The organism is Isoptericola sp. NPDC019693, assembly GCF_044389085.1.
Lineage (GTDB): Bacteria > Actinomycetota > Actinomycetes > Actinomycetales > Cellulomonadaceae > Isoptericola.
On record NZ_JBIRXP010000003.1, the window covers coordinates 553,735 to 576,134 of the forward strand.

General features: G+C 73.1%; 22 protein-coding genes and 1 tRNA gene. 15 read left to right on the forward strand and 8 right to left on the reverse strand.

Annotated features, from left to right (window positions below):
* The first annotated feature begins 145 nt into the window (after positions 1 to 145).
* Positions 146 to 222: transfer RNA gene (locus ACH436_RS11610), tRNA-Met, on the forward strand.
* Positions 223 to 380: 158 nt separating this feature from the next.
* Here the strand turns inward: ACH436_RS11610 and ACH436_RS11615 are convergent.
* Together ACH436_RS11615 and ACH436_RS11620 are read right to left on the reverse strand one after the other, a co-directional pair.
* Entirely contained in the window at positions 381 to 2,144 is a 1,764-nt protein-coding gene (locus tag ACH436_RS11615; RefSeq protein ID WP_430560334.1) for an ABC transporter ATP-binding protein, read from the reverse strand.
* Positions 2,141 to 3,817: an ABC transporter transmembrane domain-containing protein gene (locus ACH436_RS11620; protein ID WP_430560335.1), complete on the reverse strand. Its 1,677-nt coding sequence runs from the start codon at positions 3,815 to 3,817 to the stop codon at positions 2,141 to 2,143. Before ACH436_RS11620 ends, ACH436_RS11615 begins: the two co-directional genes overlap by 4 nt.
* Before the next feature lie 198 nt (positions 3,818 to 4,015).
* On the opposite strand from ACH436_RS11620, the gene ACH436_RS11625 reads away from it, so the two are divergent.
* The 8 genes from ACH436_RS11625 (at position 4,016) to ACH436_RS11660 (ending at position 10,844) form a co-directional block, all read left to right on the forward strand.
* Entirely contained in the window at positions 4,016 to 4,771 is a 756-nt protein-coding gene (locus ACH436_RS11625) for an AraC family transcriptional regulator (RefSeq protein ID WP_430560336.1), read from the forward strand.
* Between the two features lie 136 nt (positions 4,772 to 4,907).
* Positions 4,908 to 5,963 (forward strand): iron-siderophore ABC transporter substrate-binding protein, encoded by a 1,056-nt coding sequence (locus ACH436_RS11630; RefSeq protein ID WP_430560337.1) that lies wholly within the window; start codon positions 4,908 to 4,910, stop codon positions 5,961 to 5,963.
* A 53-nt stretch (positions 5,964 to 6,016) separates the two neighbouring features.
* Positions 6,017 to 6,913, forward strand: a complete 897-nt coding sequence (locus tag ACH436_RS11635) for a siderophore-interacting protein (RefSeq protein ID WP_430560338.1) — start codon at positions 6,017 to 6,019, stop codon at positions 6,911 to 6,913.
* 8 nt (positions 6,914 to 6,921) lie between these two features.
* Complete coding sequence (locus tag ACH436_RS11640) at positions 6,922 to 7,968, forward strand: FecCD family ABC transporter permease (protein ID WP_430560339.1); 1,047 nt, start codon at positions 6,922 to 6,924, stop codon at positions 7,966 to 7,968.
* Positions 7,965 to 9,035 carry a FecCD family ABC transporter permease gene (locus ACH436_RS11645; protein WP_430560340.1) on the forward strand — a complete coding sequence of 357 codons (1,071 nt, stop codon included), beginning with the start codon at positions 7,965 to 7,967 and terminating at the stop codon, positions 9,033 to 9,035. The genes ACH436_RS11640 and ACH436_RS11645 overlap by 4 nt, the downstream gene beginning before the upstream one ends.
* Positions 9,032 to 9,862: an ABC transporter ATP-binding protein gene (locus tag ACH436_RS11650; protein ID WP_430560341.1), complete on the forward strand. Its 831-nt coding sequence runs from the start codon at positions 9,032 to 9,034 to the stop codon at positions 9,860 to 9,862. The genes ACH436_RS11645 and ACH436_RS11650 overlap by 4 nt, the downstream gene beginning before the upstream one ends.
* 129 nt (positions 9,863 to 9,991) lie before the next feature.
* A complete protein-coding gene (locus ACH436_RS11655) occupies positions 9,992 to 10,261 on the forward strand; it encodes a Rho termination factor N-terminal domain-containing protein (protein ID WP_430560342.1) in 270 nt (89 codons plus the stop codon).
* Positions 10,262 to 10,349: 88 nt separating this feature from the next.
* Positions 10,350 to 10,844: a dsRBD fold-containing protein gene (locus tag ACH436_RS11660; RefSeq protein ID WP_430560343.1), complete on the forward strand. Its 495-nt coding sequence runs from the start codon at positions 10,350 to 10,352 to the stop codon at positions 10,842 to 10,844.
* 27 nt (positions 10,845 to 10,871) lie between these two features.
* Here ACH436_RS11660 and ACH436_RS11665 read toward each other — a convergent pair whose 3' ends face one another.
* Genes ACH436_RS11665 through ACH436_RS11675 form a run of 3 tightly spaced genes read right to left on the reverse strand, consistent with a single transcriptional unit; the run spans position 10,872 to position 12,877 of the window.
* Positions 10,872 to 12,122 (reverse strand): RNA polymerase sigma factor, encoded by a 1,251-nt coding sequence (locus ACH436_RS11665; protein WP_430560344.1) that lies wholly within the window; start codon positions 12,120 to 12,122, stop codon positions 10,872 to 10,874.
* 21 nt (positions 12,123 to 12,143) lie between these two features.
* Positions 12,144 to 12,494: a YciI family protein gene (locus ACH436_RS11670; RefSeq protein WP_430560345.1), complete on the reverse strand. Its 351-nt coding sequence runs from the start codon at positions 12,492 to 12,494 to the stop codon at positions 12,144 to 12,146.
* Positions 12,491 to 12,877 (reverse strand): YciI family protein, encoded by a 387-nt coding sequence (locus ACH436_RS11675; protein ID WP_430560346.1) that lies wholly within the window; start codon positions 12,875 to 12,877, stop codon positions 12,491 to 12,493. The genes ACH436_RS11670 and ACH436_RS11675 overlap by 4 nt, the downstream gene beginning before the upstream one ends.
* A gap of 198 nt (positions 12,878 to 13,075) precedes the next feature.
* Here ACH436_RS11675 and ACH436_RS11680 point away from each other — a divergent pair, with 198 nt between their 5' ends.
* From ACH436_RS11680 to ACH436_RS11690, 3 genes are read left to right on the forward strand one after another with little or no spacing between them, the layout of a single operon-like run.
* Positions 13,076 to 13,939 carry an ABC transporter substrate-binding protein gene (locus ACH436_RS11680; protein WP_430560347.1) on the forward strand — a complete coding sequence of 288 codons (864 nt, stop codon included), beginning with the start codon at positions 13,076 to 13,078 and terminating at the stop codon, positions 13,937 to 13,939.
* A gap of 5 nt (positions 13,940 to 13,944) precedes the next feature.
* Positions 13,945 to 14,838 (forward strand): ABC transporter permease subunit, encoded by an 894-nt coding sequence (locus ACH436_RS11685; protein WP_430560348.1) that lies wholly within the window; start codon positions 13,945 to 13,947, stop codon positions 14,836 to 14,838.
* Positions 14,835 to 15,617 carry an amino acid ABC transporter ATP-binding protein gene (locus ACH436_RS11690; RefSeq protein WP_430560349.1) on the forward strand — a complete coding sequence of 261 codons (783 nt, stop codon included), beginning with the start codon at positions 14,835 to 14,837 and terminating at the stop codon, positions 15,615 to 15,617. The genes ACH436_RS11685 and ACH436_RS11690 overlap by 4 nt, the downstream gene beginning before the upstream one ends.
* Positions 15,618 to 15,647: 30 nt before the next feature.
* Here the strand turns inward: ACH436_RS11690 and ACH436_RS11695 are convergent, their stop codons facing one another.
* Positions 15,648 to 16,319, reverse strand: a complete 672-nt coding sequence (locus tag ACH436_RS11695; protein ID WP_430560350.1) for a response regulator — start codon at positions 16,317 to 16,319, stop codon at positions 15,648 to 15,650.
* A 51-nt stretch (positions 16,320 to 16,370) separates the two neighbouring features.
* Complete coding sequence (locus ACH436_RS11700) at positions 16,371 to 17,660, reverse strand: sensor histidine kinase (RefSeq protein ID WP_430560351.1); 1,290 nt, start codon at positions 17,658 to 17,660, stop codon at positions 16,371 to 16,373.
* A gap of 304 nt (positions 17,661 to 17,964) precedes the next feature.
* On the opposite strand from ACH436_RS11700, the gene ACH436_RS11705 reads away from it, so the two are divergent.
* The 3 genes from ACH436_RS11705 to ACH436_RS11715 all read left to right on the forward strand — a co-directional run bounded on the left by ACH436_RS11705 (position 17,965) and on the right by ACH436_RS11715 (position 20,971).
* A complete protein-coding gene (locus tag ACH436_RS11705) occupies positions 17,965 to 18,552 on the forward strand; it encodes an FxLYD domain-containing protein (RefSeq protein WP_430560352.1) in 588 nt (195 codons plus the stop codon).
* A gap of 119 nt (positions 18,553 to 18,671) precedes the next feature.
* Entirely contained in the window at positions 18,672 to 19,541 is an 870-nt protein-coding gene (locus ACH436_RS11710) for an NAD(P)-dependent oxidoreductase (protein ID WP_430560353.1), read from the forward strand.
* A gap of 65 nt (positions 19,542 to 19,606) precedes the next feature.
* Positions 19,607 to 20,971 carry a DUF2235 domain-containing protein gene (locus ACH436_RS11715; RefSeq protein WP_430560354.1) on the forward strand — a complete coding sequence of 455 codons (1,365 nt, stop codon included), beginning with the start codon at positions 19,607 to 19,609 and terminating at the stop codon, positions 20,969 to 20,971.
* Here ACH436_RS11715 and ACH436_RS11720 read toward each other — a convergent pair.
* Complete coding sequence (locus ACH436_RS11720; RefSeq protein ID WP_430560355.1) at positions 20,925 to 22,331, reverse strand: alanine/glycine:cation symporter family protein; 1,407 nt, start codon at positions 22,329 to 22,331, stop codon at positions 20,925 to 20,927. The genes ACH436_RS11715 and ACH436_RS11720 overlap by 47 nt on opposite strands.
* Positions 22,332 to 22,400: the final 69 nt, after the last annotated feature.

Here is a 22,400-nt window from a genome sequence, read left to right on the forward strand (position 1 = left end):
CGGTCCGTCGGGACCGGCGGCCCCGTCGTCGTCGGGGAGGCCGGGCGTACGGCCGGGCAGGATGGCGGCCAGGTGTGACCTGAGTCCCATTCGCCCGATCCGATTTGATTCGCGCCGGGGGACGCCGTAATGTTCAGGGAGTCGACGCGGGGTGGAGCAGCTCGGTAGCTCGCTGGGCTCATAACCCAGAGGTCGCAGGTTCAAATCCTGCCCCCGCTACCAGGGGATGTCGTCGACATCCAGAAGGCCCCGACCGGGATCCGGTCGGGGCCTTCGTCATGTCCGGCCTTCGTGATGTCGGATGAGCGGGCTACGGGTGAGTGGCGGAGATGCGTGTCGCCCACCCTCTTCTGCCTCTGTCGGACTTCCCTCGACTCGCGTTATCCGGGGCGGGTCCCGTGCGCCGCGGCGTGCAGCCGGGCGTACGCGCCGCCCTCCGCGCGGAGCAGCTCGGCGTGGGTGCCGTTCTCGAGCATGCGTCCGCGCTCCAGGACGACGATGCGGTCGGCAGTCTCGGACTGTGCGAAGCGGTGAGCGACGATGACCGCGGTCCGCGTCCGGAGCACGGCGCGCACGGCCGCGTCCAGGCCCCCGTCTGCACCGCCCTGGGCGGTGGCCTCGTCCAGCACGACGACCGGCGGGTCGAGCAGCAGGACACGGGCGAGCGCGAGCTGTTGGACACGGGCGTCGTCGAGGTCGTTCACGAGCACGGTGTCGAGGCCGTCAGCCAGTTCACGAGCCCACCCGGCACCCACCTCGTCGAGCGCCTGCCACAGCTCAGGATCGGACGCGTCGGGCGCGGCCAGCCTGAGGTTGGCGGCGAGCGTCCCCGCGAACAGGTGGGTCTCCTGCGTGACCAGCTGGACCGCCGGCCGTCCGTCGTGCCAGGCCTGGGTGGCGGGCACCCCGCCGACGAGGACCTCTCCCGACGTGGGTCCGAAGACGCCCGCGATGAGCTGCGCGAGGGTGGACTTGCCCGAACCCGAGGCGCCGACGAGCACCGCGGTGGTCCCCTCAGGGACCTCGAGGGTGATGTCGTCGAGGACGTCCGCGGCATCCGGCCGGTACCGGTACGCCAGCGAGCGGACGCGGATCCCTGCGTCGGCGATCTCCGTGTGCGCTGTCCGGCGGGGACGAACCAGGAGCACACCCACCAGGCGCCCGAGCCCTGCGGCCGCGCGCTGCAGGTCGTCGATGCTCGACAGCAGCGCGCCGACGGGGGCGAACAGGCGGTGGAAGAACAGCGCCGCTGCGGTCACGGCGCCCACGGTCAGCCCGGCGTTCTCGATACGCCAGAACCCCACGGCGAGGACGGCCGCCAGGCCGAGGAACTCCCCGAGGTTGAGGCCGCCGTTGAACCGGTTGCGGGCTCGGGTTGCCTCACGCTGGGTCTCGACGGCGATGCGGCTCCGGAGCGAGATCCGCGCCAGGTGGTGGGTGTGGGAGCTGCCGGCGATCACGGTGTCAGCACCACGGACGCCCTCGATGATCGCCTGGCCCCGCGCGGACTCCTCGCGGCGCAGTCGCCGGTACAGCGGGCGCGACCGGCGCAGGAACCGCACGGTCGCGAACGCCTCCGCCGGTACGGCCACCAGGGCTGCCAGCGCCAGCCAGGGGTCGAGGGCCGTCAGGCCCGCGAGCGTCAGCAGGATGACGAAACCGGCCTGTACGACGCGCGGCAGCACGCCCGAGGCCGATCGGGTGATCGCCTCGACGTCGCCGGTCACACGGGAGACGACGTCCGAGGTCCCGGCGTCCTCGACGACACCCTGATCGAGGCGCACCGCAGCGGCGAAGACCTCTTCGCGGAGCTCGGCGAGTGCCCGCTGCAGGCAGGCGACGAGCAGGCGTCCGCCCCACAGCAGCAACAGCGCCGACACGATGCCCGCCGCGGCCACGAGGCCCGCAAGGACGGCGATCTCCCCGGGCCCGGAGCCGGCGAGGACGGCGTCGACGATGCGGCCGAGGAGGAACGGCGTGAGCAGGGACGACGCCGACCCGACCAGCAGCAGCGCCGTCGTCGCCACCAGCGTGCCCCACTGTCGCCGCAGGAGCACCGCCACATGCCCCCAGCTCTGGCGGGCACCCGCGACGGCGAGCTCGCCGTCAGCGGTGCCGTTCGCGGTCCCGGGGTCGGTCGTCATCGTGCGGCCTCCGTCATGGGGGCGTGGGCAGATCGGCCCGACGGGCAGGGGGCGACGGCGGTCAGGTCGTAGACGCGATGGCAGGCGCTCAGTAGCAGTGGGCTGGAGGTCACGACCACGATCGCGCGCCTGAGCCGGCGCAGCCCGTCGGCGACGTGCTGCTCGGTCAGAGGGTCCAGTGCGGACGTCGGTTCGTCGAGGACGACCACGTCGACCGGCTCGTGCAGCGCGCGGGCGAGCAGCACTCGCTGGCGCTGCCCGCCGGAGATCCGCCTGCCGCTCTCCCCGACCAGGGCCTCGGGCGACCCGACATGCTCCAGCACGTCGTCGAGCGCGACCGCGCGGACGACGTCCTGGTCCCAGGCGCGGGAGCGCGCGCCGGCCCCGATCCCGATGACGTTCTCGCGCAGCGTGCCCGTGAAGACCGTCCCGTCGTGCGGCGGTGACGCCACCACCTTCCGGTACTGCTCGGGACCGAGCGTCAGCGCATCGACTCCGTTCACTCTCAGCTCGCCGACATCCGGCCTGACGCGCAGCCCCAGCCGCGCCGAGACGGCACGCGCCGTCGCGGCACCGCTGACCTGGAGACCCACGAGGCGGCCGGGTACCGCCTCCACGACGCCCGACCCCGTCTGCCAGGCCAACGCGGCGGCCCCGGTCGCGGCGGGAGCCCGGCCACCCGCGGGGAGGGCGAACGGTTCGGCCACGAGCGCGTGCACGCGGTGCGACGACGCGCGCTTGTGCGCCCAGTTGGCGCCGAAGGTGCCGATGTGCGCGAGCGCCCCCTGGAGGAACTGCGCCAGCGCGACGACGGTCACCAGCTGACCCGGCGTGATGTCCCCGCGGAGTGCCATCCACGCCGCCGCGAACGTGAGGCCGCCCAGATACACCACCGAGACGGCGGTGCTCACAGTCTGATAGGTGAGGAGCTTGCGTGCCGACGCCACGGCGCCCCGCAACGATGCCGCCGATGCCTCTCGGTAGCGCCGCACCACTTCGTCCTCGGCACCGAGCCCGCGCACGATCCGCAGCCCCGACATCACGTCGGTGGCCAGCTCGCTGGCCGCGGCGGCCGACGACTGCTCCGCCAGACCCACCCTCTCCAGCGGCCGTGCGAGAGCCTGCATCCCCAGGAGGACCACGACGGCTCCGGCGAGCACGCCGACCCCGAGGGGCACCGAGATCACCAGCAGCGCGATGCTGGCCGTCAGCAGTGCGGCCACCGTCGCGCCCTGCTGGACGATGCTCCAGGCCACACCTGCCACCCGGTACGTGTCGGAGCTGGTGACCGACAGCACCTCCCCGGCCCCGCGGTGCGCGACCATGCCTCGAGGGTGCAGCACCCTGCCGATCGCGAGCTGGCGGAGGTCGTGCTCACCGTGTCCGTACACGCGGACCATGCCCAGCGCCGCCCCCTGGTAGCTCAGCGACAGCACGACGAAGAGCACGGCGAGCACCCCGAGCCAGAGGGCCAGGGACGCGGCGTCGCGGCGCACGATCGCCTGGTCCACGATCACGCCGATGAGGATCGGGACGGCCGTCTCGCAGGCCTGGTGCAGGACGTAGCCGAACGTGGCGAGGCCGAGGCGCCGGCCGCGTCCCTCCCGGGACAGAGCGACCTCGAGCATCGACCGGACCGTGACGGCGGGGGGCGGCTCGGGGCTGGTCTGCATGGCCAGCGACAGTAGCCAGAGCCGCTCGTCCGTGGCGGACGGATGGTGTCGCCGATCGGACAGCCCCGATCTCCACCCCTGGTCCCGAGAGGTAAGGTTGCCCTTACCTATGAAGACTCGACGCGTGGAGGCCCCATGACGGCGGCGGTGGGTGAACTGTCGATCGATGACGGGGGACCCGGCCTCCGCTCGGGAGCGGTGCCCGACGGATACCTGCTCACGACCACCAGCCAGAACGTGGGGTGGCACCGCACGATCGAGCATCGGTGCTCGAGCACGCCCCATCGCCACGGCGAGCACGTCGTCGTGTGGCCCGAGGTCGGGTCGGCGACGATCACCGTCGAGGGGCAGCTGTGGCCGCTCACGCTCGGTGAAGGCGCTTGGCTGCCCGCAGGCACCTCGCACTCGACGAACGGCGAGAGCTCGACGGTGCTGTGCTGCACGCACATCCAACCCCTCGCCTGGGAAGGGGACGTCGGCGAGCCGCACATCGTCACCGTGAACGCCGCCCTGCGCGAGATGCTGCTCCATCTCGCCCGCACCGGGATGCCCCGTGATCGCAGGCTCCGCGCGCAGCGGGTGTGCCTGGAGACGATCGCCGACGAGGCCCGGCCCGTGGTGACGCTTCCGGTGCCACGCGACCCCAGGATCAGGACGGTCGCCGAGTCGATCATGGCCGACCCGTCCGACGACCGGTCGCTCGAGGAGTGGGCCTGGCGCACCTCGACGAGCGCACGGACGATCGCCAGAGCCTTCCGTGCCGAGACGGGCATGACCTTCACCCAGTGGCGCACCCGCGTGCGGATGGTGAACGCCGTCGAGCTCCTGGGTGCCGGCAAGCCGGTGGGGGTCGTGGCCAGGCGGGTCGGGTACGCGACCATCAGCGCCTTCAGCGCCGCCTTCAGCCGGACGATGGGCCGCCCGCCGCGTCATTACCAGGCGACGCGCGACTGACGGGCAGGGCCGGCAGCGCCGAGGTGTCTGATCCGCGAAAGGACGTGTCGGCTAGCCGACAGCGCTCCCTCCTACCATCGGTTAGGCATTCCTAACCTCACCTCGTGGTCCCTCCACGTCTACAGAGAGAGCCTTCATGCGTCGTCGTCCCGGTTCGTCCAGTCTTGCCGCGCTCCTCGTCAGCGCCACCCTGATGCTCGGGGCGTGCGGCGCCGCCGACCCGGACGCGGCCGCCGGCACCGGCGCTCCGGCGTCCTCCGACGACGCCTTCCCCGTCTCCCTCGAGCACGCGCACGGGACGACGACGATCGATGCCAAGCCCGAGCGCATCGTGACCCTCGGCTGGATGGCGGAGGACGTGGTCGCCTCCCTCGGAATCGTCCCGGTCGGAGTGCCCACCAACTATGCGGGCGAGGACGGGTACTCGCCCTGGTTCAGCGAGTACGTGACCGAGGAGCTCGACGGCGAGCTGCCCGAGATCATCGAGGTCGACGGCGAGGGAGAGTTCGACCTCGAGCAGATCCTCGCCCTGGAGCCGGACCTGATCCTCGCGCCCCATTCGGGCATGACCGAGGTGCAGTACGAGCGGATGAGCGAGATCGCCCCGACGGTCCCCTACGCCGAGACCCCCTGGCTCTCCGGCCCGTGGCAGGACTTCACGCGGGAGATCGGCACGGCCATGGGCGAGAGCGAGCTGGCCGAGGAACGCATCGACCAGACCGAGGAGACCATCGCGCAGACCGCGGCCGAGCACCCGGAGCTGCAGGGCACCGACTTCATCTACGGGGTGACGCTGTGGGAGGGGGAGACCGAGATGGGCATCTACGTGTCCGACGACCCACGGGTCCAGTTCGTCGAGCAGTTCGGCCTCGTCATCAGCCCGAGCCTCGAGGCGGCGACGGAGGACGCGGAGGACTTCGCCGGTGGGGTGAGCCTGGAGAACCTCGACACCCTCGAGACGGACGTGTTCGTGGCCTGGGAGGGCGGCGCGGGACGCACCGACGCGACGCTGCAGGACCCGCTCGTGTCCCGCTGGGGTCCCATCGCCGCCGGTACGTACTACGTCATGAACGACAAGGGCTTCGCGATGGCGACCAGCGCACCGACGGTGCTGAGCATCCCGTGGGTGCTCGACGAAGGCTTCCTCGACGACCTGTCCAGCGCCGTCGCCGGCGGTGCCGTCATCCGCTAGGGACACGAAGCCCCCTGATCTCGCACCTCCTCGTCCTAGAAAGTGAAGCCCGCATGCCCCCGTTGCCAGCGACCTATGAACCACGCATCCACCGAGCGGAAGTGACAGCCGCGCGGAGGGTGGGGCCCGGCATGGTCCGCGTGACCTTCGGCGGCGCCGACCTGCGTGACTTCCCCACCACGGGGGTGGGCGACGAGTACGTCCGGCTGTTCTTCCCCGAGGACCCCGACGAGATTCCTCGCCTGCCCTCTGTCTCCGAGCGCGGGTGGGCGTTCGCCGACGGGGTGAAGCCGTCCGAGGCGCGGGTGTACACCATCCGCAGGCATGCCCCCGAGGAGATCACGGTGGACTTCGTCGTCCACGACGGCGGCATCGCCGCCGCGTGGGCGTCACAGGCCCGTCCCGGCCAGGTGCTCGGCATCAACCCGCCGTACGGGCAGTACGAGCTGCCCGGCACCGCGAGGCGCCAGATCCTGGTGGCGGACGAGCCCGGCTTGCCCGCCGCCCTGCGCGTCGCCGAGCAGACGGCCGGCCTGGTGCCCACCACGCTTGTCCTCGAGGTCCGCGGTGAGGGCCACCGGATGGTCGCCGACGTCGATGGCGCGAGCTACCGGTGGCTGTGCGGCACGGGGAACGGGCAGACGCCCAGCCAGCTCGAGGAGGCGCTGCGCCGCCTCGACATCGGCGACGACACCTATGTCTGGGTCGCCACCGAGGGCCGTTTGAACCGGGCCATCCGCAAGTACCTTCGGCACGGCCTGGGGCTCCCCGCGGGCCACTACAAGTGCATCGCGTACTGGCAGGACGACTCCGAGGCATGGCGCGCCCGCTACGACGAGCTGGGCGAGGAGTTCCGGGACAGGATCCGCACGCTGTGGACGGACAAGGAGCGCGACTCGGAGGAGATCGTCGACGACGTCCAGCGGATGTACGAGGTCGCCGGGCTGTGACAGCACCGGTGACCCTCGAAGCCCGGCGCTCCGCGGGCGTCACCGGCGTCGCGGCGACCGACTGGATGCGGCTGCTGTGCCTGCTGGTCGCCGTCGCGGCCCTCGCCGTCACCGTCGTCGCCAGCATCGGGGTCGGTGCGCGCGAGATCGCGCCTGCCACCGTCTGGGAGGCGATCACGAACTTCAGCGCGGCGAACGACGAGCACGTCATGATCCGGGAGCTGCGGGTGCCCCGCACGGTCGTCGGCCTGATCGTCGGACCGGCGCTGGGTGTGTGCGGAGCCCTGATCCAGGCCTACACCCGCAACCCGCTCGCCGACCCGGGCATCCTGGGCGTCAACGCGGGAGCCACCTTCGGCGTGGCACTGGCGACCGGGCTGCTCGGGTTGGTCGCCCCGCTGGCCTACATCTGGTTCGCGCTGGCCGGAGCCGCTGCGGTCACCCTCCTCGTCTACGCCCTCGGAGCGATCGGGGGGAGCGGGGCGACGCCGGTCAAGCTCACCATGGCCGGCGTCGCCATCAGTGCCGTGCTCGGCGGCATGACCAGCGCGATCATCCTGGCCGACCGGGAGACCTTCGACGACATGCGGTTCTGGGGCGTCGGCGCCATCGGCGGCCGCTCGCTGGACGTCGTCCTGTCGTTCGCACCACTGATCGCCGTGGGGCTGGTGCTGGGTCTCTGTGTCGCGCGTCCGCTGAACGCCCTCGCGTTGGGCGACGACCTCGGTGTCTCGCTGGGGGTCCGGACCGGGCGCACCCGTGTCGTCGTGGTGGTCGCCGTGACGCTCCTGGCGGGTACGGCCACCGCGCTCGCCGGGCCGATCGGTTTCGTCGGCCTGATGGTTCCCCACGTGGTGCGCTGGTTCGTCGGTCCGGACCAACGATGGATCCTCGCGTTCACCATGGTGGTGTCACCGATCCTGCTGCTGGTCGCCGACATCGTCGGCCGCATCGTCCTCCCCAGCGGGGAGCTGCGCGTGGGACTCGTGACGGGGATCATCGGCGCCCCGGTGCTGATCCTGCTCGCCCGCCGTACGTCGGCGAGCGCCCTGTGAGCGCGGTGCGGCAGCCGCCGCCGCGCACCCTCGACCACGGCTACCGGACGCTCGTCGTGCGGCGCGGCCGGGTGTCGGGGCTCGTCGGCGTCCGCAGCGCCGTCGTGTGCGCCCTCCTCGTCGCCCTCGTCCTCGCGCTGGGGATCGTCGCGCTGGGGATCGGCACCTATCAGCTGTCGCCGGCCCAGGTGGTCGGTGCGCTGCTGGGTACGGACGACGACGCGAAGGCGCGGCTGCTCGTGGTCACCTGGCGCCTGCCCCGGGTGCTGTTCGCCGTCGCGTGCGGCATCTCCTTGGCCATCTCCGGCGCGATCTTTCAGTCCCTCACCCGTAACCCGCTGGGCTCCCCTGACGTCATCGGCTTCTCGACGGGCTCCTACACGGGCGTGGTGCTGATGACGCTCGTGGTCGGCTCCACCGGATACCTCGACCGGGCCGCTGCCGCCCTCGTCGGTGGCTGCGCCACGGCCGCTGTCGTCTACCTGCTTTCGCTCAGCCGCAACAGCGTCCGTCCGTTCCGGCTGATCATCATGGGCATCGGCGTCGGCGCGCTGCTGGGCTCCCTCAACTCCGCGCTCATGCTCTCCACGGACCTGGACGCCGCCATGCTCACCGCGGTGTGGGCTGCGGGGTCCCTGTACGGGCTCGGTCATGCCCAGCTCTGGCCGATGGTCGCCCTGCTCCTGGTGCTGCTGCCGCTGGCGGCGCTGCTCGCCCCCAGCCTGCGACAGCTGGAGCTCGGTGACGACGCCGCGCGTGGCCTCGGCGTCCGCGCGAGCCGGGTGCAGGTCAGCGCGGTGATCGTCGGCGTCGCGCTGACGGCTCTGGTCACCGCCGCCGCGGGACCCATCGCGTTCATCGCCCTGGCGGCGCCGCATGTCGCGCGTCGCCTCACCCGGGGCAGCGGTCTCGTCCTCGTGCCTTCCGCGCTGGTGGGGGCCTTCCTCCTGCTCGCCTCCGACGTCGCGGCCCAACAGCTCGGCTTCCCCGTAGGCGTCGTGACCGTCAGCGTCGGTGGCGGATATCTGGTCTGGCTGCTGACGGCCGAATACCGAAGGACACCATGACAACCACAGCAACCGCACAGGCCGAACAGGCCGCGATCCGGCTGGACGGTGTGCGCGTCGGCTATGACCGGCACGTCGTCTGCGACAACCTGAGCCTCACGATCCCCCGAGGCAGCTACACCGCCATCATCGGACCGAACGCGTGCGGGAAGTCGACGATGCTGCGCGCGATCGCCCGCATCCTTCCATACCGCTCCGGCAGCATCCTGCTCGACGGCGAGGAGATCGCCGCGATCCCCACCCGAGGACTCGCCACCCGGCTGGGACTCCTCCCGCAGACCTCCCTCTCGCCGGAGGGGATCCGCGTGGCCGACCTCGTCGGCCGCGGTCGCCACCCTCACCAGGGCATGTTCGACCGCTGGTCCGCGACCGACGAGGCGATCGTCGCCGAGGCGATGGAGGCCACCGGCATCTCCGACCTCTCCGGGCGTCTGGTCGACGAGCTCTCCGGTGGTCAGAGGCAGCGGGTGTGGGTGGCGATGGTTCTCGCGCAGGAGACGCCCGTGCTCCTGCTCGACGAACCGACGACCTTCCTCGACATCACCCACCAGTTCGGCCTGCTGGAGCTGTTCGAGAACCTGCGGCGAGACCTCGATCGCACCGTCGTCATCGTGCTGCACGACCTGAACCAGGCGGCTCGTTACGCCTCCCACCTCATCGTCATGAAGGACGGGGCCGTCGTCACCGCCGGTCCGCCCTCGGAGATCATCACGGAAGAGCTGATCGAGGACGTGTACCAGCTGCCGTGCCGCATCGTCGCCGATCCTGAGACGGGCGCACCGATGGTGATCCCCCGCGCGAGGCCGACGGCCGGCCCGGTGCGGTGACGGTGACCGGCCCGGTCGGGCGAGGACCTGGCACCCGGCCTAGCCTCGGTGGTGGTTGACACCTCGCACAGCAACGGACGCGTGGAGACCACGCGCGGCCGCCGACGACGGACCGGAGGGAGCTCAAGGATGCCGCGACGGGATGCGGGACCGAGCGTGAAGGACAAGGAGCTCTACGAGGAGCTGCGCGACGAGGGCAACAGTAAGGAGAAGTCGGCGCGGATCGCGAACGCCGCCGCGGCGCGCGGCCGGAAGAAGGTCGGCGCCAAGGGCGGGAAGTCCGGCTCCTACGACGACTGGACGGTGGCCGACCTGCGGAAGCGGGCGTCGGAGATCGGCATCGAGGGTCGGTCGTCGATGCGCAAGGCCGAGCTCGTCGAGGCGCTGCGCTCGCACTGACCGCGCCGTGCCGGAGGCCCGCGCCCGGCGCATGATGGAGGGAGCCACCGCCCAGGCGGCGGGCACCCGACGACGCGAGGAGGCGGCGATGAGAGCCACGGTGGGCGACCGGATCGTGGTGGCGTCCGGGGTGGTCGGCGGGGCGGTGCGCGACGGCGTGGTCGTGGGCTGCCCCCACGAGGACGGCTCTCCGCCGTACCAGGTGCGCTGGTCGGACTCGGGGGAGGAGACGCTGGTCTTCCCCGGCGCCGACACCCTCGTGCAGCACGAGGGCGGTGCGTCCGAGCAGGCACGGCCGCCGCGGTCGTCACCGGCGAGGGCCCTCACCTGGGACGTGCGGGTGTCGCTCGTGGAGTCGGCCGGGAGCACGACGGCGGAGGCGATGCTGACCCCCGGGCCGGACGTCGGCTCCTTGCGCGGCGTCGGGCACGCGCGCAAGGACCCGGGCGACCTGCAGATCCCGGTCATCGGGGACGAGGTGGCGGCGGCGCGGGCGCTGCGCCGGCTGGCGGACGCACTGCTCGACCAGGCGGAGCAGGACATCTCCACCCAGACGGGGCATCGCGCGCACGTGCATCCCTGACGATCCTGACGGGGTCGCGGCGCGGGCTCACCCCAGCTCGTCCCGGCGGCGACGCAGGTGGTCGTGCTCGGGGCCGCTCCCGGACAGCGCGAGCGCCGCGTCGTAGGCCCGGCGGGCGTTCTCCGGGTCGCCCACGCGCCGCAGGAGCTCCGCCCGCAGCGCGGGAAGCCGGTGGCCGGGCAGGGCCACCCCGGCGAGGGCGTCGAGGCCCGCCCGCGGGCCCGCGACCTCCGCGACGGCGACGGCCCGGTTGAGGCGCACCACCGGGGTGTCCGTCAGGCTCAACAGCTCGTCGTAGCGGGCGAGGATGCGGTCCCACGCCGTCGCGTCCGGCGTGGGGGCGACGGCGTGCTCGGCGGCGACGAGGGCCTGCAGCAGGTACGGCGTCGGGGGAGCGGCAGCCAGCGGCGTGAGCAGGTCGAGCGCCTCGGCGATCTCGTCCTGGTGCCAGCGCGAGCGGTCCTGGTCCGGCAGCAGCACGAGGGCGCCGTCGTGCACACGGGCGTCTCGGCGCGAGTGCTGGAGCAGGACGAGCGCGAGGAGCGCGTCGAGGTCGCGTGCCGCCACGCTGTCGCCCGCGCCGTCGCGCTCCCCGCCGCCGCCCAGCGTGGGGCGCACGTCGCGCAGCACGCGGACGAGGCGTACCGCCTCGCCGGCGAGCCCGGCCCGCACGACGTCGTCCCCGCTGGCGGGCGCGTAGCCCGCGGTGAACGCGAGGTAGGCGACGTCGGCCGCGACGCCGAGACGGCCGGCGACCTCGTCGGCGGGCGGCAGCGCGAACCGTTCGCCGGCGAGCTTCTTGCGCGCCCGGGTGAGGCGCGCCGCCATCGTCGGCGTGGACCGGAGGAACAGGCGGGCGACGTCGGCCGTGGGCACGCCGAGCACCAGGCGCAGGGAGAGCGCGGCAGCCGTCTCCCGCGACAGCCGAGGATGCGCGCACAGGAGCACGAGACGCAGCCGCTCGTCGGTCAGGGGCTCGCCCGTGTCGGCCATCACCCGCTGTGCGCGGGCGGCGAGGTCCGCCTCGACCTCCAGCAGCGGCATGGAGCGCGCCAGCACTCGCTCCGACCGGAGCCGGTCGAGCACCCGGCGCCGGGCGGCGGTGAGCAGCCAGGCCGGTCCGTTCGCCGGCACGCCGTCGCGCGGCCAGGTGCGGGCCGCCGCCTCGAACGCGTCCGCGAGCCCGTCCTCGGCCAGGTCGAGGCGGCGGTACCGCGCGACGAGCAGCGCCAGGAGGCGGCCCCACTCGTCGCGCATGAGGGCCTCGAGGACCGTCACCGGCGTCCCTCCACGGCCGCCCTACCCGGCCTCGGCCGGCCGCAGCTCGACCGTGAGCTCGTCCGGGAGCAGCCGCGCCAGCTCGACCGCGGTGTCCAGGTCGGGCACGTCGACGACGTAGAAGCCGCCGAGCTGCTCGGCCGCCTCGGCGTACGGGCCGTCCGTGACGGCGCGGTCCCCGTTCGTCCCGGGCCCGAGGGTGCGGGCCGTACCGGGGTGGCCGAGGCCCTCGCCGGCCACGACCGCGCCCCGCGCCGTGACCGCCGAGTCGAACGCCTCCAGCCGGGCGTAGAAGCGCTCGCGGTGCGCGTCGTCGGCGGCGCCCCAGATCTCGTAGTGGTTCGGCTGCGTGAGCAGGACGACGACCTTCATGCGTTCCCCTCCTCGTGGTCCACGGCGGCGCGCACCTCGACGACACCGTCGGCGTCGCCACCGCCGGTCGAACCGACGAGGACGGCGCTGACCTGGAGCAGGTCGTCGAGGTCGTCCGACTCGACCAGGTAGAACCCGGACAGCTGCTCCACCGTCTCGGCGAACGGCCCGTCGGTGACGACGACCCGGCCCGCGGCGTCGCGGGAGACCTGCTTGGTGGTGCGGGAGTGCGTGAGCTCGGCGCCCCCGGTGACGCGGTGGCCGCGCTCCGCGAGCAGCCGGGCGAACTCCTCGTGCTTCGCGTAGACGGCGGCGCGCTCCTCGGCGCTCGCCCGCTCCCAGACGTCCTCGACGCCGGGCAGCAGTACGACGTACGTGGTCATGGTTCCATCGTCCTTCCTCGTGGCGGCTCGTACACGGTGATGACGCGCGAGGACGACGTGGTTCGACAACCCGGGGAAGATCGACAACCCCGACGAGGTTCCCCTGTGACGACCGCCATGCCGCAGGGACCCGCCGTCGGCATAGGCTCGTCGGCGGCGTGATCCGCCGCGTCTACCCTCGTCGGAAAGGCTCCACCCGTGCGCACCTCCCGTCCTGTCCTCGCGGTCGCCCTCGCGTCGGCCGCCACGCTCGCGTTCGCCGGCTGCTCGTCGTCGGACGACGGCGGCGACGGCGCGCCCGCGGCCTCCGGCAGCGCGGCCGACTGCACGCCCGAGGGGATGCAGACCCTCACCGACGGCACGCTGACCGTGGGCGCGAGCGACCCGTTCGAGCCCTGGTACGTGGGTGAGCCGACCAGCGGCGAGGGGTTCGAGTCCGCGCTCGTGTACGCCGTCGCCGACGAGCTGGGCTTCGCGAAGGACGACGTGAAGTGGACGTCGGTCACGTTCGAGCAGATCATCAGCCCGGCCGTGAAGCCGTTCGACGTCGCCGCGTACCAGACGACGATCACCGACGAGCGCAGGAACGCCGTCGACTTCTCCAGCCCGTACCTGACCAGCCGGCAGGGTGTCATCGTCGCGGACGACGGCGAGTACTCCGACGCCGCGAGCCTCGCGGACCTCCAGGGCGCGAAGATCGGCGTCACCGCCTCGCAGACGTCGCTCGACGTCGCCGAGGCGGCGTGGGGCGACGACGTCGAGGTCACGCCGTTCAACGCCGCGGGCGACGGCATGACCGCGCTGAGCTCGGGCACCATCGACGCCATGGTGATGGACGTCGACCAGGGTGTCGCCGCCTCGACCGTGTACTTCCCGGACACGCACGTGGTCGGCTCGCTGCCGCCCGTGGGCGAGCCTGAGCAGCTCGGGCTCGTGCTCGACAAGGGCTCGTCGCTCACGGCGTGCGTCTCGGCCGCCGTCGACACCCTCGAGGAGAACGGCACCCTCGCCGAGCTGCGCACCACCTGGCTGAAGTCCGACGACGTCCCCGAGCTGTCCTGACGCACGTGACCGGGCCCGCGACGACGCCCACCGGCGGCTGGCAGCCGTCGGAGCGGGCGCGCGCCCGCGCGGCGTACCGGCGGGCGCAGCACTGGCGGGCGCTGCTGGTGGCGGGTGTCGCGACGGCGCTCGTGGTCGCCGCCGTCGTGTCCGTCGTGACGACGGCCCCCGGGTGGGAGCGGGCGCGCGAGGCGTTCTTCTCCCCGGAGAGAGCCTGGGAGGTGCTGCCCGAGGTCGCGGCGGGGCTGTGGCTCAACCTGCGGGTGTGGGTCGTGGCGAGCGTCGTCGCGCTGGTCGTGGGGCTGCTGCTCGCCGTCGTGCGGACGTCCCGGGTGCCGGCGCTGTTCCCGCTGCGCCTGTTCGCCGTCGGGTACGTGGACGTCTTCCGCGGCGTCCCGTTGCTGCTCGTGCTGCTGCTCGTCGGCTTCGGCCTGCCGGCGCTGCGGCTGCCGTGGCTCCCGGTGAGCGCGGCGTTCCTCGGCGGCCTGTCGATCGTCGTCTGCTACACCGCCTACCTCGCGGAGATCTTCCGGGCGGGCATCGAGGCCGTGCACCCGTCCCAGGTGGCCGCCGCCCGGTCGCTGGGGCTGACCCGCGGGCAGGCGGTGCGGCGCGTCGTGCTGCCGCAGGCGGTGCGGAACGTCACCGCGCCCGTGGCGAGCATGCTCGTGTCGCTCCAGAAGGACTCCGGGCTGATCTCGATCCTCGGCGCCGTGGACGCGATCCGCGCGGCGCAGATCGCGACCACCGGCGACTACAACTTCACGCCGTACGTGGTGGCGGGCCTGCTCTTCCTGGCGATCTCGATCCCGCTCACCCGGCTGGTCGACGCCTGGTCGGCGCGCCAGGGCTGGCGCGGCGAGCTGCGCGGCGTCGCCGGCGCGGGGGTGGTCCGATGACCTCCCGCACCACCGTCGACGGGACGCCCCTGCTCGCGCTGCGCGGCGTGCGCAAGTCCTTCGGCACCGGCGCCGACCGCAAGGTGGTGCTCGACGGCGTCGACCTCGACGTGGACGAGGGGTCGTGCGTCGTGGTGGTCGGGTCGTCCGGGTCCGGCAAGTCCACGCTGCTGCGCGTCGTCGACCTGCTCGAGGAGGTCGACGACGGCCAGGTGCTGCTCGACGGCGAGGACGTCGCCGACCCGTGGGTGGACGCCGACGCCGTGCGCGCCCGGCTCGCGATGGTGTTCCAGCAGTACAACCTCTTCCCGCACCTGCGGGTCCTCGACAACGTGACCCTGGCACCGCGCGTCGTGCACCGGGTGCCCCGCGCCGAGGCCGAGGCGGCGGCGATGGCGATGCTCGAGCGGGTCGGCCTCGCGGACAAGGCGCGGGCGTACCCCGACCAGCTCTCGGGCGGGCAGCAGCAGCGCGCCGCCATCGCCCGCGCGCTGGTGAACGGGCCCGAGCTGCTCCTGCTCGACGAGGTGACGTCCGCCCTCGACCCCGAGCTGGTGGGGGAGGTGCTCGACCTCCTGCTCTCGCTGCGCAGCGACGGCGTCGCCGGGCGGCCGACGACGATGCTCGTCGCCACGCACGAGATGGGCTTCGCCCGCGAGGTCGCCGACGAGGTGGTCTTCCTGCACGCCGGGCGCGTGCACGAGCGCGGCACGCCCGAGCAGGTGCTGAGCCAGCCGCAGCAGGAGCGGACGCGCGAGTTCCTGCGCCGACTGCGCTGAGGCCGCTGGTCGTGCCTGTCGAGGACCCGGTCAGGTGCCGCGTTCCGTCGCCGTCGCGCCCGCCCGGTCCACGAGCACGGCCAGCTGTTCGCGCGCCGTGAGGTCGAGCTTCGCCATCGCGCGCCCCAGATGGGCCTTCACGGTCGACTCGGAGAGGAAGATCCGCCGACCGATCTCGCGGTTCGACAGGCCGTGCGGCAGGAACGAGGCGATCTCCTGCTCGCGGGCCGTGAGCGCGTCGAGCGCCAGCCGCGCCTCGTCGCGTCGGCTGTCCAGCCGGCGGCCGCCGCTCAGGTGGCGGATCACCGCTCCCGCGGAGGCATGGTCCAGCGCACCCGACCCGGCGGCGACGTCCCGCACGTGGGCGGCGATGTCCTCCGGGTCATCGTCCTTGCCGAGGAAGCCCTGCGCCCCCGCCGTCAGCGCGGCGACGACGGTCTCGTCCGTGCCGAACGAGGTGAGGGCGATGACTGCCGGCGGGTTCGGTCGTCGCCGGAGCTCGCGGATCGCCTCGAGACCGCCGGTGCGGCGCATGTGCAGGTCCATGAGGACGACGTCGGGCCGGTGCTCGGCGACGGCCTGCACGACCTCGTCGCCGTCGGTCGCCTCGCCGACGACGTCGATGCCCTGGGCGGCCAGCACCGTCGTGAGGAGCCGCCGCACCATCGGGTCGTCGTCGACCACGAGGACTCGGACCTCCATGCCTGCGAACCATAGCCTCGGGCGCAGGAGCTCGCCGGGTGAACGCCCAGGTCACGACTCGCGGGCGACCCACGGCAGGTGGGCGCGCACCACGAAGGCGGCGTCCTCACGGCCGGCGGACAGCGTGCCCCCGACGGAGTCGGCACGCTCGTGCATGCCGAGGATCCCCGAGCCCGTGCCCGGCACCGCAGCCCCCCGGGCGGCGCCGTCACGAAGGGCGTGGTCCGGCAGGCCGTTGCGCACCACGACGTCCACCCCGCGGTCGGGGAACGCATCGACACGGATGTCGACCGGCTGCCCGCGGGCGTGCTTGCGGGCGTTGGTCACGGCCTCCTGCACCACCCGGAAGGTGGCACGCACCAGGGTGGGTGCGGCGTCGGCCCCGCCCGCGACGAACACGGTCGAGGTCGTGCGGGGCTCGTCGCGGCTCATGCGGTCGACGAGGGAGGACAGGTCGTCGAGGGTCGCGCCGGGGAACCCGGTCAACGTGTCGCCGGAGCGCAGCGTGGTCACCAGGGAGCGCAGCTCCCGGATGGCCTGCTGGGCCGACGCGCGCATCTCTCTCGCCGCTCGCGCGGCATCCGGGTCGTCCGCGCTGGTGACCTCGAGGGCGGAGGCCTGCAGGGAGATCTCGGCGACGTGGTGGGCCACGGTGTCGTGGACCTCGCGCGCGATGAGGCGCCGCTCCTCCTGGCGCCGCACCTGGTCGCGCAGCACGGCCGTGGCGGCCGCCTGCGCCTCCTGCGCGTCACGCGCCCGCACCGCCGCCTCCTGCGCGCGACGCACCACGCCCGCACCGACGGACAGCGCCAGGAGGGCGAGACCCACGACGACGAACGCGGCGGCCGTCGGCTCCGACGCGAGGACGTGCGTCTCGCTGTCGATCGTCAACAGGACCCGGGCCTCATGGCCGCGCAGGGCGTCCCGGGCGAGGGACGCGCCCGTCCCGGCGGCGGTCGCCCCGACCGCGACCAGGCAGGTGCGGACCGTGCGGGTGGCCAGCACCCACGGCAGCGCGAGGAGGGCGGCGGACGCGTCGAGCGGCAGGAGCACCGAGCACGCCGACGCGCCCAGGCACAGCGCGAGCGGGTAGCGCTGCCGGAGCACGAGCAGGCCGGCGAGCACGAGTCCCACCAGCGCGCTCACCGCGTACAGGGCGGGGTGCAGCACGCTCTGCGGGTCGGCGGCGCGCGATGCGAAACCCACCGCCATGAGGGAGCTCCCCGCCGACACCGCGACGGCGACGACAGTGCCGGCCACAGGAGCCCAGCGCAGCACGGCGGCGCGTCCCTGGCCCGCAGCCCGTCGCGGCTCCGAGCGGCCCGTCGCTCGAGCGAACATGCGTCGACAGTACGGCGGGACGCTCCGGAGCGCGTCCGCCGACCGGGCTCGAGCCGCATCACCAGCATGCCCGACCGGGTACCCCCGGTGTGCCCGATCGGGCGATGTGGCCGACAGTCGTCCGGGCGCACCGTGGTGGACGGCAGATCGTCCGGTGCCCGATGTCGGCAACGGACCCGCAACCGTTCACCGCATCGCACCGAGGAGCACTCCCGTGTCTCAGACCCTCCCGCCCAGCCAGGGCTACCCCGTCCCGCCGGTCCCGGGCGCCCCTGTCTCGCCGCCTGCGACGCGGGGCAATGCCATGGCCATCACAGGGTTCGTGATCGCGGTCGTCGCGCTCGTCCTGTGCTTCGTGCCGATCATCAACAACTTCGCGTTCTTCCTGGCGCTCGTCGGCCTGGTCTTCGGGATCATCGGCCTGGTCAAGACGCGCAAGGGTGCGCCCCGCAAGGGGATCGCGATCGCATCGATCATCGTCGCCGTCATCGCGGGGATCGGCGTCGTCGCATCGCAGGCGTTCTACAGCAACGCCCTCGACTCGGTGTCGGCAGACCTCGACAAGATCTCCGGTGACGCCACGGAGCAGGTCCTCGCCGATGACGTCACGGTCGAGATCGGTGACTTCACGGCCGACGAGGACGAGTACGGCCTGGCCACGACCGCGCTGCCCGTGACCCTGACCAACACCTCGGACGAGACGCAGTCGTACGACGTGACTGTCGAGGCCGTCGACGAGTCCGGTCAGCGGATCGCCGAGGACGTGGCCTACGTGTCCGATCTCCGGGCAGGCCAGTCTCAGCAGGTCGACGTGTTCCAGTTCGTCGAGGAGGGGGACCTCGACGCGATGAGGGACGCCACCTTCGAGGTCGTCGAGGCCAGCGTCTACTGAGCCGCGGTCCGACGCGAGACGACACCGGGCTAGCCTGAGGCGGCCCGGTGCCGCCGTCGTACCGGGCGCCAGGGACGGTCCGACCGGCGACGACGGCGTGGAGGTCAGGGATGCAGGGCATGTCGATCGGTTTCGTCGGCACGGGGCCGATGGGGGCGCCGATGGCGCGGAACCTGCTGGCGGCGGGGTTCGACGTCGCGCTGTGGAACCGGACCGCTGCGAAGGCGGAGGCGGTCGCCGAGGGCCAGGCACGGGCGACGGTCGCCGCGACGCCTGCGGAGGTCGCCCGGCCGGTGGTGGTCGTGATGCTCCCCGACCTGCCGCAGGTGCGCGACGTCGTCGACCGCCCGGACGGGCTGCGGGCGGGATGGCGTGCGGCCCAGGTGCCCGACCCCGTCCTGGTCGTGATGAGCACGGTGAGCCCGGTCGAGGTGACGGCGTGGGCGGAGGAGCTCGCCGCCGACGGGATCCGACTGGTCGACGCGCCCGTGAGCGGCGGCGTCGAGGGCGCGGTCGCGGGCAGCCTCAGCATCATGGCGGGCGGCGCGGACGACGACCTCGCCGCCGTGCGCCCGGTGCTGGAGGCGATGGGGTCGACCGTCCGCCACCTCGGCCCGGTCGGCGCCGGCTCGCTCACCAAGACGTGCAACCAGATCGTCGTGGGCGGCACCCTCAACGCGCTCGCCGAGGCGGTCGCCGTCGCGCAGGCCGGCGGCCTGGACCTCGCCACGGTCCTGGAGGTGCTGGGCGCCGGCCTGGCCGGCTCGCAGGTGCTCACGGACAAGTCGCGGCGCTACCTCTCGGGCGACTACGCGCACGGCGCCGCGTGCCGCACCCAGCTCAAGGACCTCGAGTTCGGCCTCGCGGTCGGGGAGCGGCTCGGCGTGGACACGGCGCTCACGGCGGTCGCCCGCGACCGGTACCGGCGGATGGTCGACCGCGGCGACGCCGAGCTCGACCACAGCGCCGTCATCCGCGTCGTCGTCTGACCCGGCGTATCAGCGGCGTATCAGAGCTGCCCCGCGCCCCTCCGAGGTACATGGAGGGGACGACGATGAAGCGACTGGTGCTGTGCTGCGACGGGACGTGGAACCACGCGGTGAACCCGCAGGTGTCCAACATCGAGAAGCTCGCGCGCTCCGTGCTGCGCTCGGGCGGGCGCGCGGATCCGGACGTCGAGCAGGTCGTCGGGTACGTGGCGGGCGTCGGCGCCCGCGGCTACCTGGTGGACCAGCTGCTGGGCGGCGCGTTCGGGTACGGGTTCACCCGCAACGTGGTCGACGGCTACCGGTTCCTGGCCATGAACTACGAGCCCGGCGACGAGATCGTCGTGCTCGGCTACTCGCGTGGGGCGTACACGGCCCGCAGCGTCGTGGGCATGTTGTCGCAGGTCGGCCTGCTCACGCCGGAGGCCACGGACGCCGGCCTGCTCTGCGAGGCCGAACGCGTCTACCGGCTCAAGCCGCCGACGGCGCGCCGCGTCGCCCGGGCGGAGCGCACCGCCGGTCGGACGCGGCCCGGGTCGTGGCGGCGACGTCGCGCGGAGGCCGTGCTGCGGCAGGGCGACGAGGTCCGGCAGGAGAAGGACCGGTTCCGCGCGCAGCACGGGACGGAGGTGCCGGTCCGGTTCCTCGGCGTCTTCGACACCGTCGGCGCGCTGGGCGTCCCCGGGCCGTCGCGGCGCAAGAACCGGTTCCACGACGTCTCCCTGTCGCCCGTCGTGCGCACCGCGCGCCAGGCGCTCGCCATCGACGAGCGGCGCCTCACGTTCGCGCCCTGCCTGTGGTCCGTGCCGGACGGCGACCCGCACGACCGGGTGCAGCAGGTGTGGTTCCCCGGCACGCACGGCGACGTGGGCGGCGGGGGCGCACGCTGCGGGCTCTCCGACGTGGCGCTGCAGTGGATGGCGGCGGAGCTGCGGGCCGTGGGCGTGCAGTTCGACGAGCGCCGCCTCGCCCGCCAGCTCACCCCGCGTGCCGCGCTGATCCTGGACCAGGCGCCACCGTGGCCGTTCCGCATCCTCAACGCGGTCACCCGCGTGCGGCCGCGGTACGCGACGGTCGACGGGCGCGTCGTCTTCCGCCGCGGCCTGCGGGTGCTCGCGCTGCCGGCCGCGACGTCGGCCCCGGCGGAGCTCCCGGCCGGCACCTCCGCGCACGACGTCGTGGCCGCTGACGCCGTGCGGGCGTGGCGTGACGGCGTGCGCCTCGCGGACACCGTGCTGCGGCACGTGCTGCGCGACGGCTACGCCGCCCTCGCCCCCAACCTCGGCTGGTGGATCACCGAGGCCGGGGGAGTGGAGCGGGTCCCCGTCGAGCGGGTGGAGGCCGCCCGCGGGGACCTGCGCCCGTTCGTGGTCCCCGGGGACGACGTCATCGCACCGGCGCGAAGTCCTCGAGCGCTGCCGGTGGGTCGGTGAGGTCCGGGTCCTTCGCGAGGTAGGCCTTGGTCTCCCGCGCGATGAGGCCGGACAGCAGGAGCAGCCCGACGAGGTTGGGCAGCGCCATCAGCCCGTTGAGGACGTCGGCCACGCCCCACACGAGGTCCAGCTCCCAGAGGGCGCCGACGAGGCACACGAGGGTGAAGATCGCCCGGTACGGCAGCGACACCCTGATGCCGAAGAGCGACGTGGCGCACCGCTCGCCGTAGTACGCCCACCCGATCACCGTCGAGAGCGCGAAGAAGACGACGGCGATCGCCACCACGGCGGCGCCGAACTGCCCGAGCGGGCCGGACGACATCGCCGTCGAGGTCATCGCGGCGCCCTCCTCGCCGGAGGTCCACGCGCCGGACGTGATGATGACCAGGCCGGTGAACGACACCACGATGATCGTGTCGATGAAGGTCTGCGTCATGGACACCAGGCCCTGGCGCACCGGGTGGTGCGTCTTGGCCGCCGCGGCCACGATGGCGGCCGAGCCCAGCCCGGACTCGTTGGAGAACAGGCCGCGCGCGACGCCGAACTGCAGGGCGAGGGCCACGGTGGAGCCGACGAAGCCGCCGGTGGCGGCGGTGCCGGTGAACGCGTCCGTGAACACGAGCGCGAGGGCGTCGGGGATCGCGGTGACGTTGGCACCGAGCACGAGGAGCCCGGCGACGATGTAGAAGAGGATCATGGTCGGCACGAACGACGCCGTGACCGCGCCGATCCGCTTGATGCCGCCGAGCAGCACCACGCCCACGAACAGCACGATGACGATGCCGGTGGCGAGCGGCGGCACCCCGAACGTGTCGTCGAGCGACTGCGCGATCGTGTTGGTCTGCGTCATGTTGCCGATGCCGAACGCGGCGAGCGCGGCGAACACCGCGAACGCGACGGCGAGGATCTTGCCCAGCGGCCCGCGGATGCCCCGCTTGAGGTACTCCTGCGGCCCGCCGCGCTGCTCGCCCTTCTCGTCGACGACGCGGAACTTCGAGCCGAGGAACGCCTCGGAGTACTTGGACGCCATGCCCAGCAACCCGGTGACCCACATCCAGAACAGGGCGCCGGGACCGCCGATGCCGATCGCGGTCGCGACGCCGGCGATGTTGCCGACGCCGACCGTGGCCGCGAGCGCGGTGGTCAGCGCCTGGTAGTGCGAGATGTCGCCCTCGCCGCCCGCCGAGGCCTCCTTGCGTTGCAGGAGGCCGAGCCGGAGGGCGGGTCCGAGCTTGCGGAACTGCAGCCCCTTGAGCCGGATCGTGAGGAACAGGCCCGTGCCCAGCAGCAACGGGATCAGCAGGAACGGGCCCCAGACGAAGGAGCTGGCTGCGGCGATGAAGTCAGCGAAAGAATCCACGCCGCGCACCGTAACCCGTGGCCGGCGTCACCCGGGCGGGCGTACCGGAGCGTGTCGGCGGCCGGAAGC

What these genes read in the sequence shown, in the direction of transcription:
- ACH436_RS11615 (WP_430560334.1), bottom strand. Translation starts at nt 2,144, where the DNA reads ATGACGACCGACCCCGGGACCGCGAACGGCACCGCTGACGGCGAGCTC.
- ACH436_RS11620 (WP_430560335.1), bottom strand. Translation starts at nt 3,817, where the DNA reads ATGCAGACCAGCCCCGAGCCGCCCCCCGCCGTCACGGTCCGGTCGATG.
- ACH436_RS11630 (WP_430560337.1), top strand. Translation starts at nt 4,908, where the DNA reads ATGCGTCGTCGTCCCGGTTCGTCCAGTCTTGCCGCGCTCCTCGTCAGC.
- ACH436_RS11635 (WP_430560338.1), top strand. Translation starts at nt 6,017, where the DNA reads ATGCCCCCGTTGCCAGCGACCTATGAACCACGCATCCACCGAGCGGAA.
- ACH436_RS11650 (WP_430560341.1), top strand. Translation starts at nt 9,032, where the DNA reads ATGACAACCACAGCAACCGCACAGGCCGAACAGGCCGCGATCCGGCTG.
- ACH436_RS11655 (WP_430560342.1), top strand. Translation starts at nt 9,992, where the DNA reads ATGCCGCGACGGGATGCGGGACCGAGCGTGAAGGACAAGGAGCTCTAC.
- ACH436_RS11660 (WP_430560343.1), top strand. Translation starts at nt 10,350, where the DNA reads ATGAGAGCCACGGTGGGCGACCGGATCGTGGTGGCGTCCGGGGTGGTC.
- ACH436_RS11670 (WP_430560345.1), bottom strand. Translation starts at nt 12,494, where the DNA reads ATGAAGGTCGTCGTCCTGCTCACGCAGCCGAACCACTACGAGATCTGG.
- ACH436_RS11675 (WP_430560346.1), bottom strand. Translation starts at nt 12,877, where the DNA reads ATGACCACGTACGTCGTACTGCTGCCCGGCGTCGAGGACGTCTGGGAG.
- ACH436_RS11690 (WP_430560349.1), top strand. Translation starts at nt 14,835, where the DNA reads ATGACCTCCCGCACCACCGTCGACGGGACGCCCCTGCTCGCGCTGCGC.
- ACH436_RS11695 (WP_430560350.1), bottom strand. Translation starts at nt 16,319, where the DNA reads ATGGAGGTCCGAGTCCTCGTGGTCGACGACGACCCGATGGTGCGGCGG.
- ACH436_RS11700 (WP_430560351.1), bottom strand. Translation starts at nt 17,660, where the DNA reads ATGTTCGCTCGAGCGACGGGCCGCTCGGAGCCGCGACGGGCTGCGGGC.
- ACH436_RS11705 (WP_430560352.1), top strand. Translation starts at nt 17,965, where the DNA reads ATGGCCATCACAGGGTTCGTGATCGCGGTCGTCGCGCTCGTCCTGTGC.
- ACH436_RS11710 (WP_430560353.1), top strand. Translation starts at nt 18,672, where the DNA reads ATGTCGATCGGTTTCGTCGGCACGGGGCCGATGGGGGCGCCGATGGCG.
- ACH436_RS11715 (WP_430560354.1), top strand. Translation starts at nt 19,607, where the DNA reads ATGAAGCGACTGGTGCTGTGCTGCGACGGGACGTGGAACCACGCGGTG.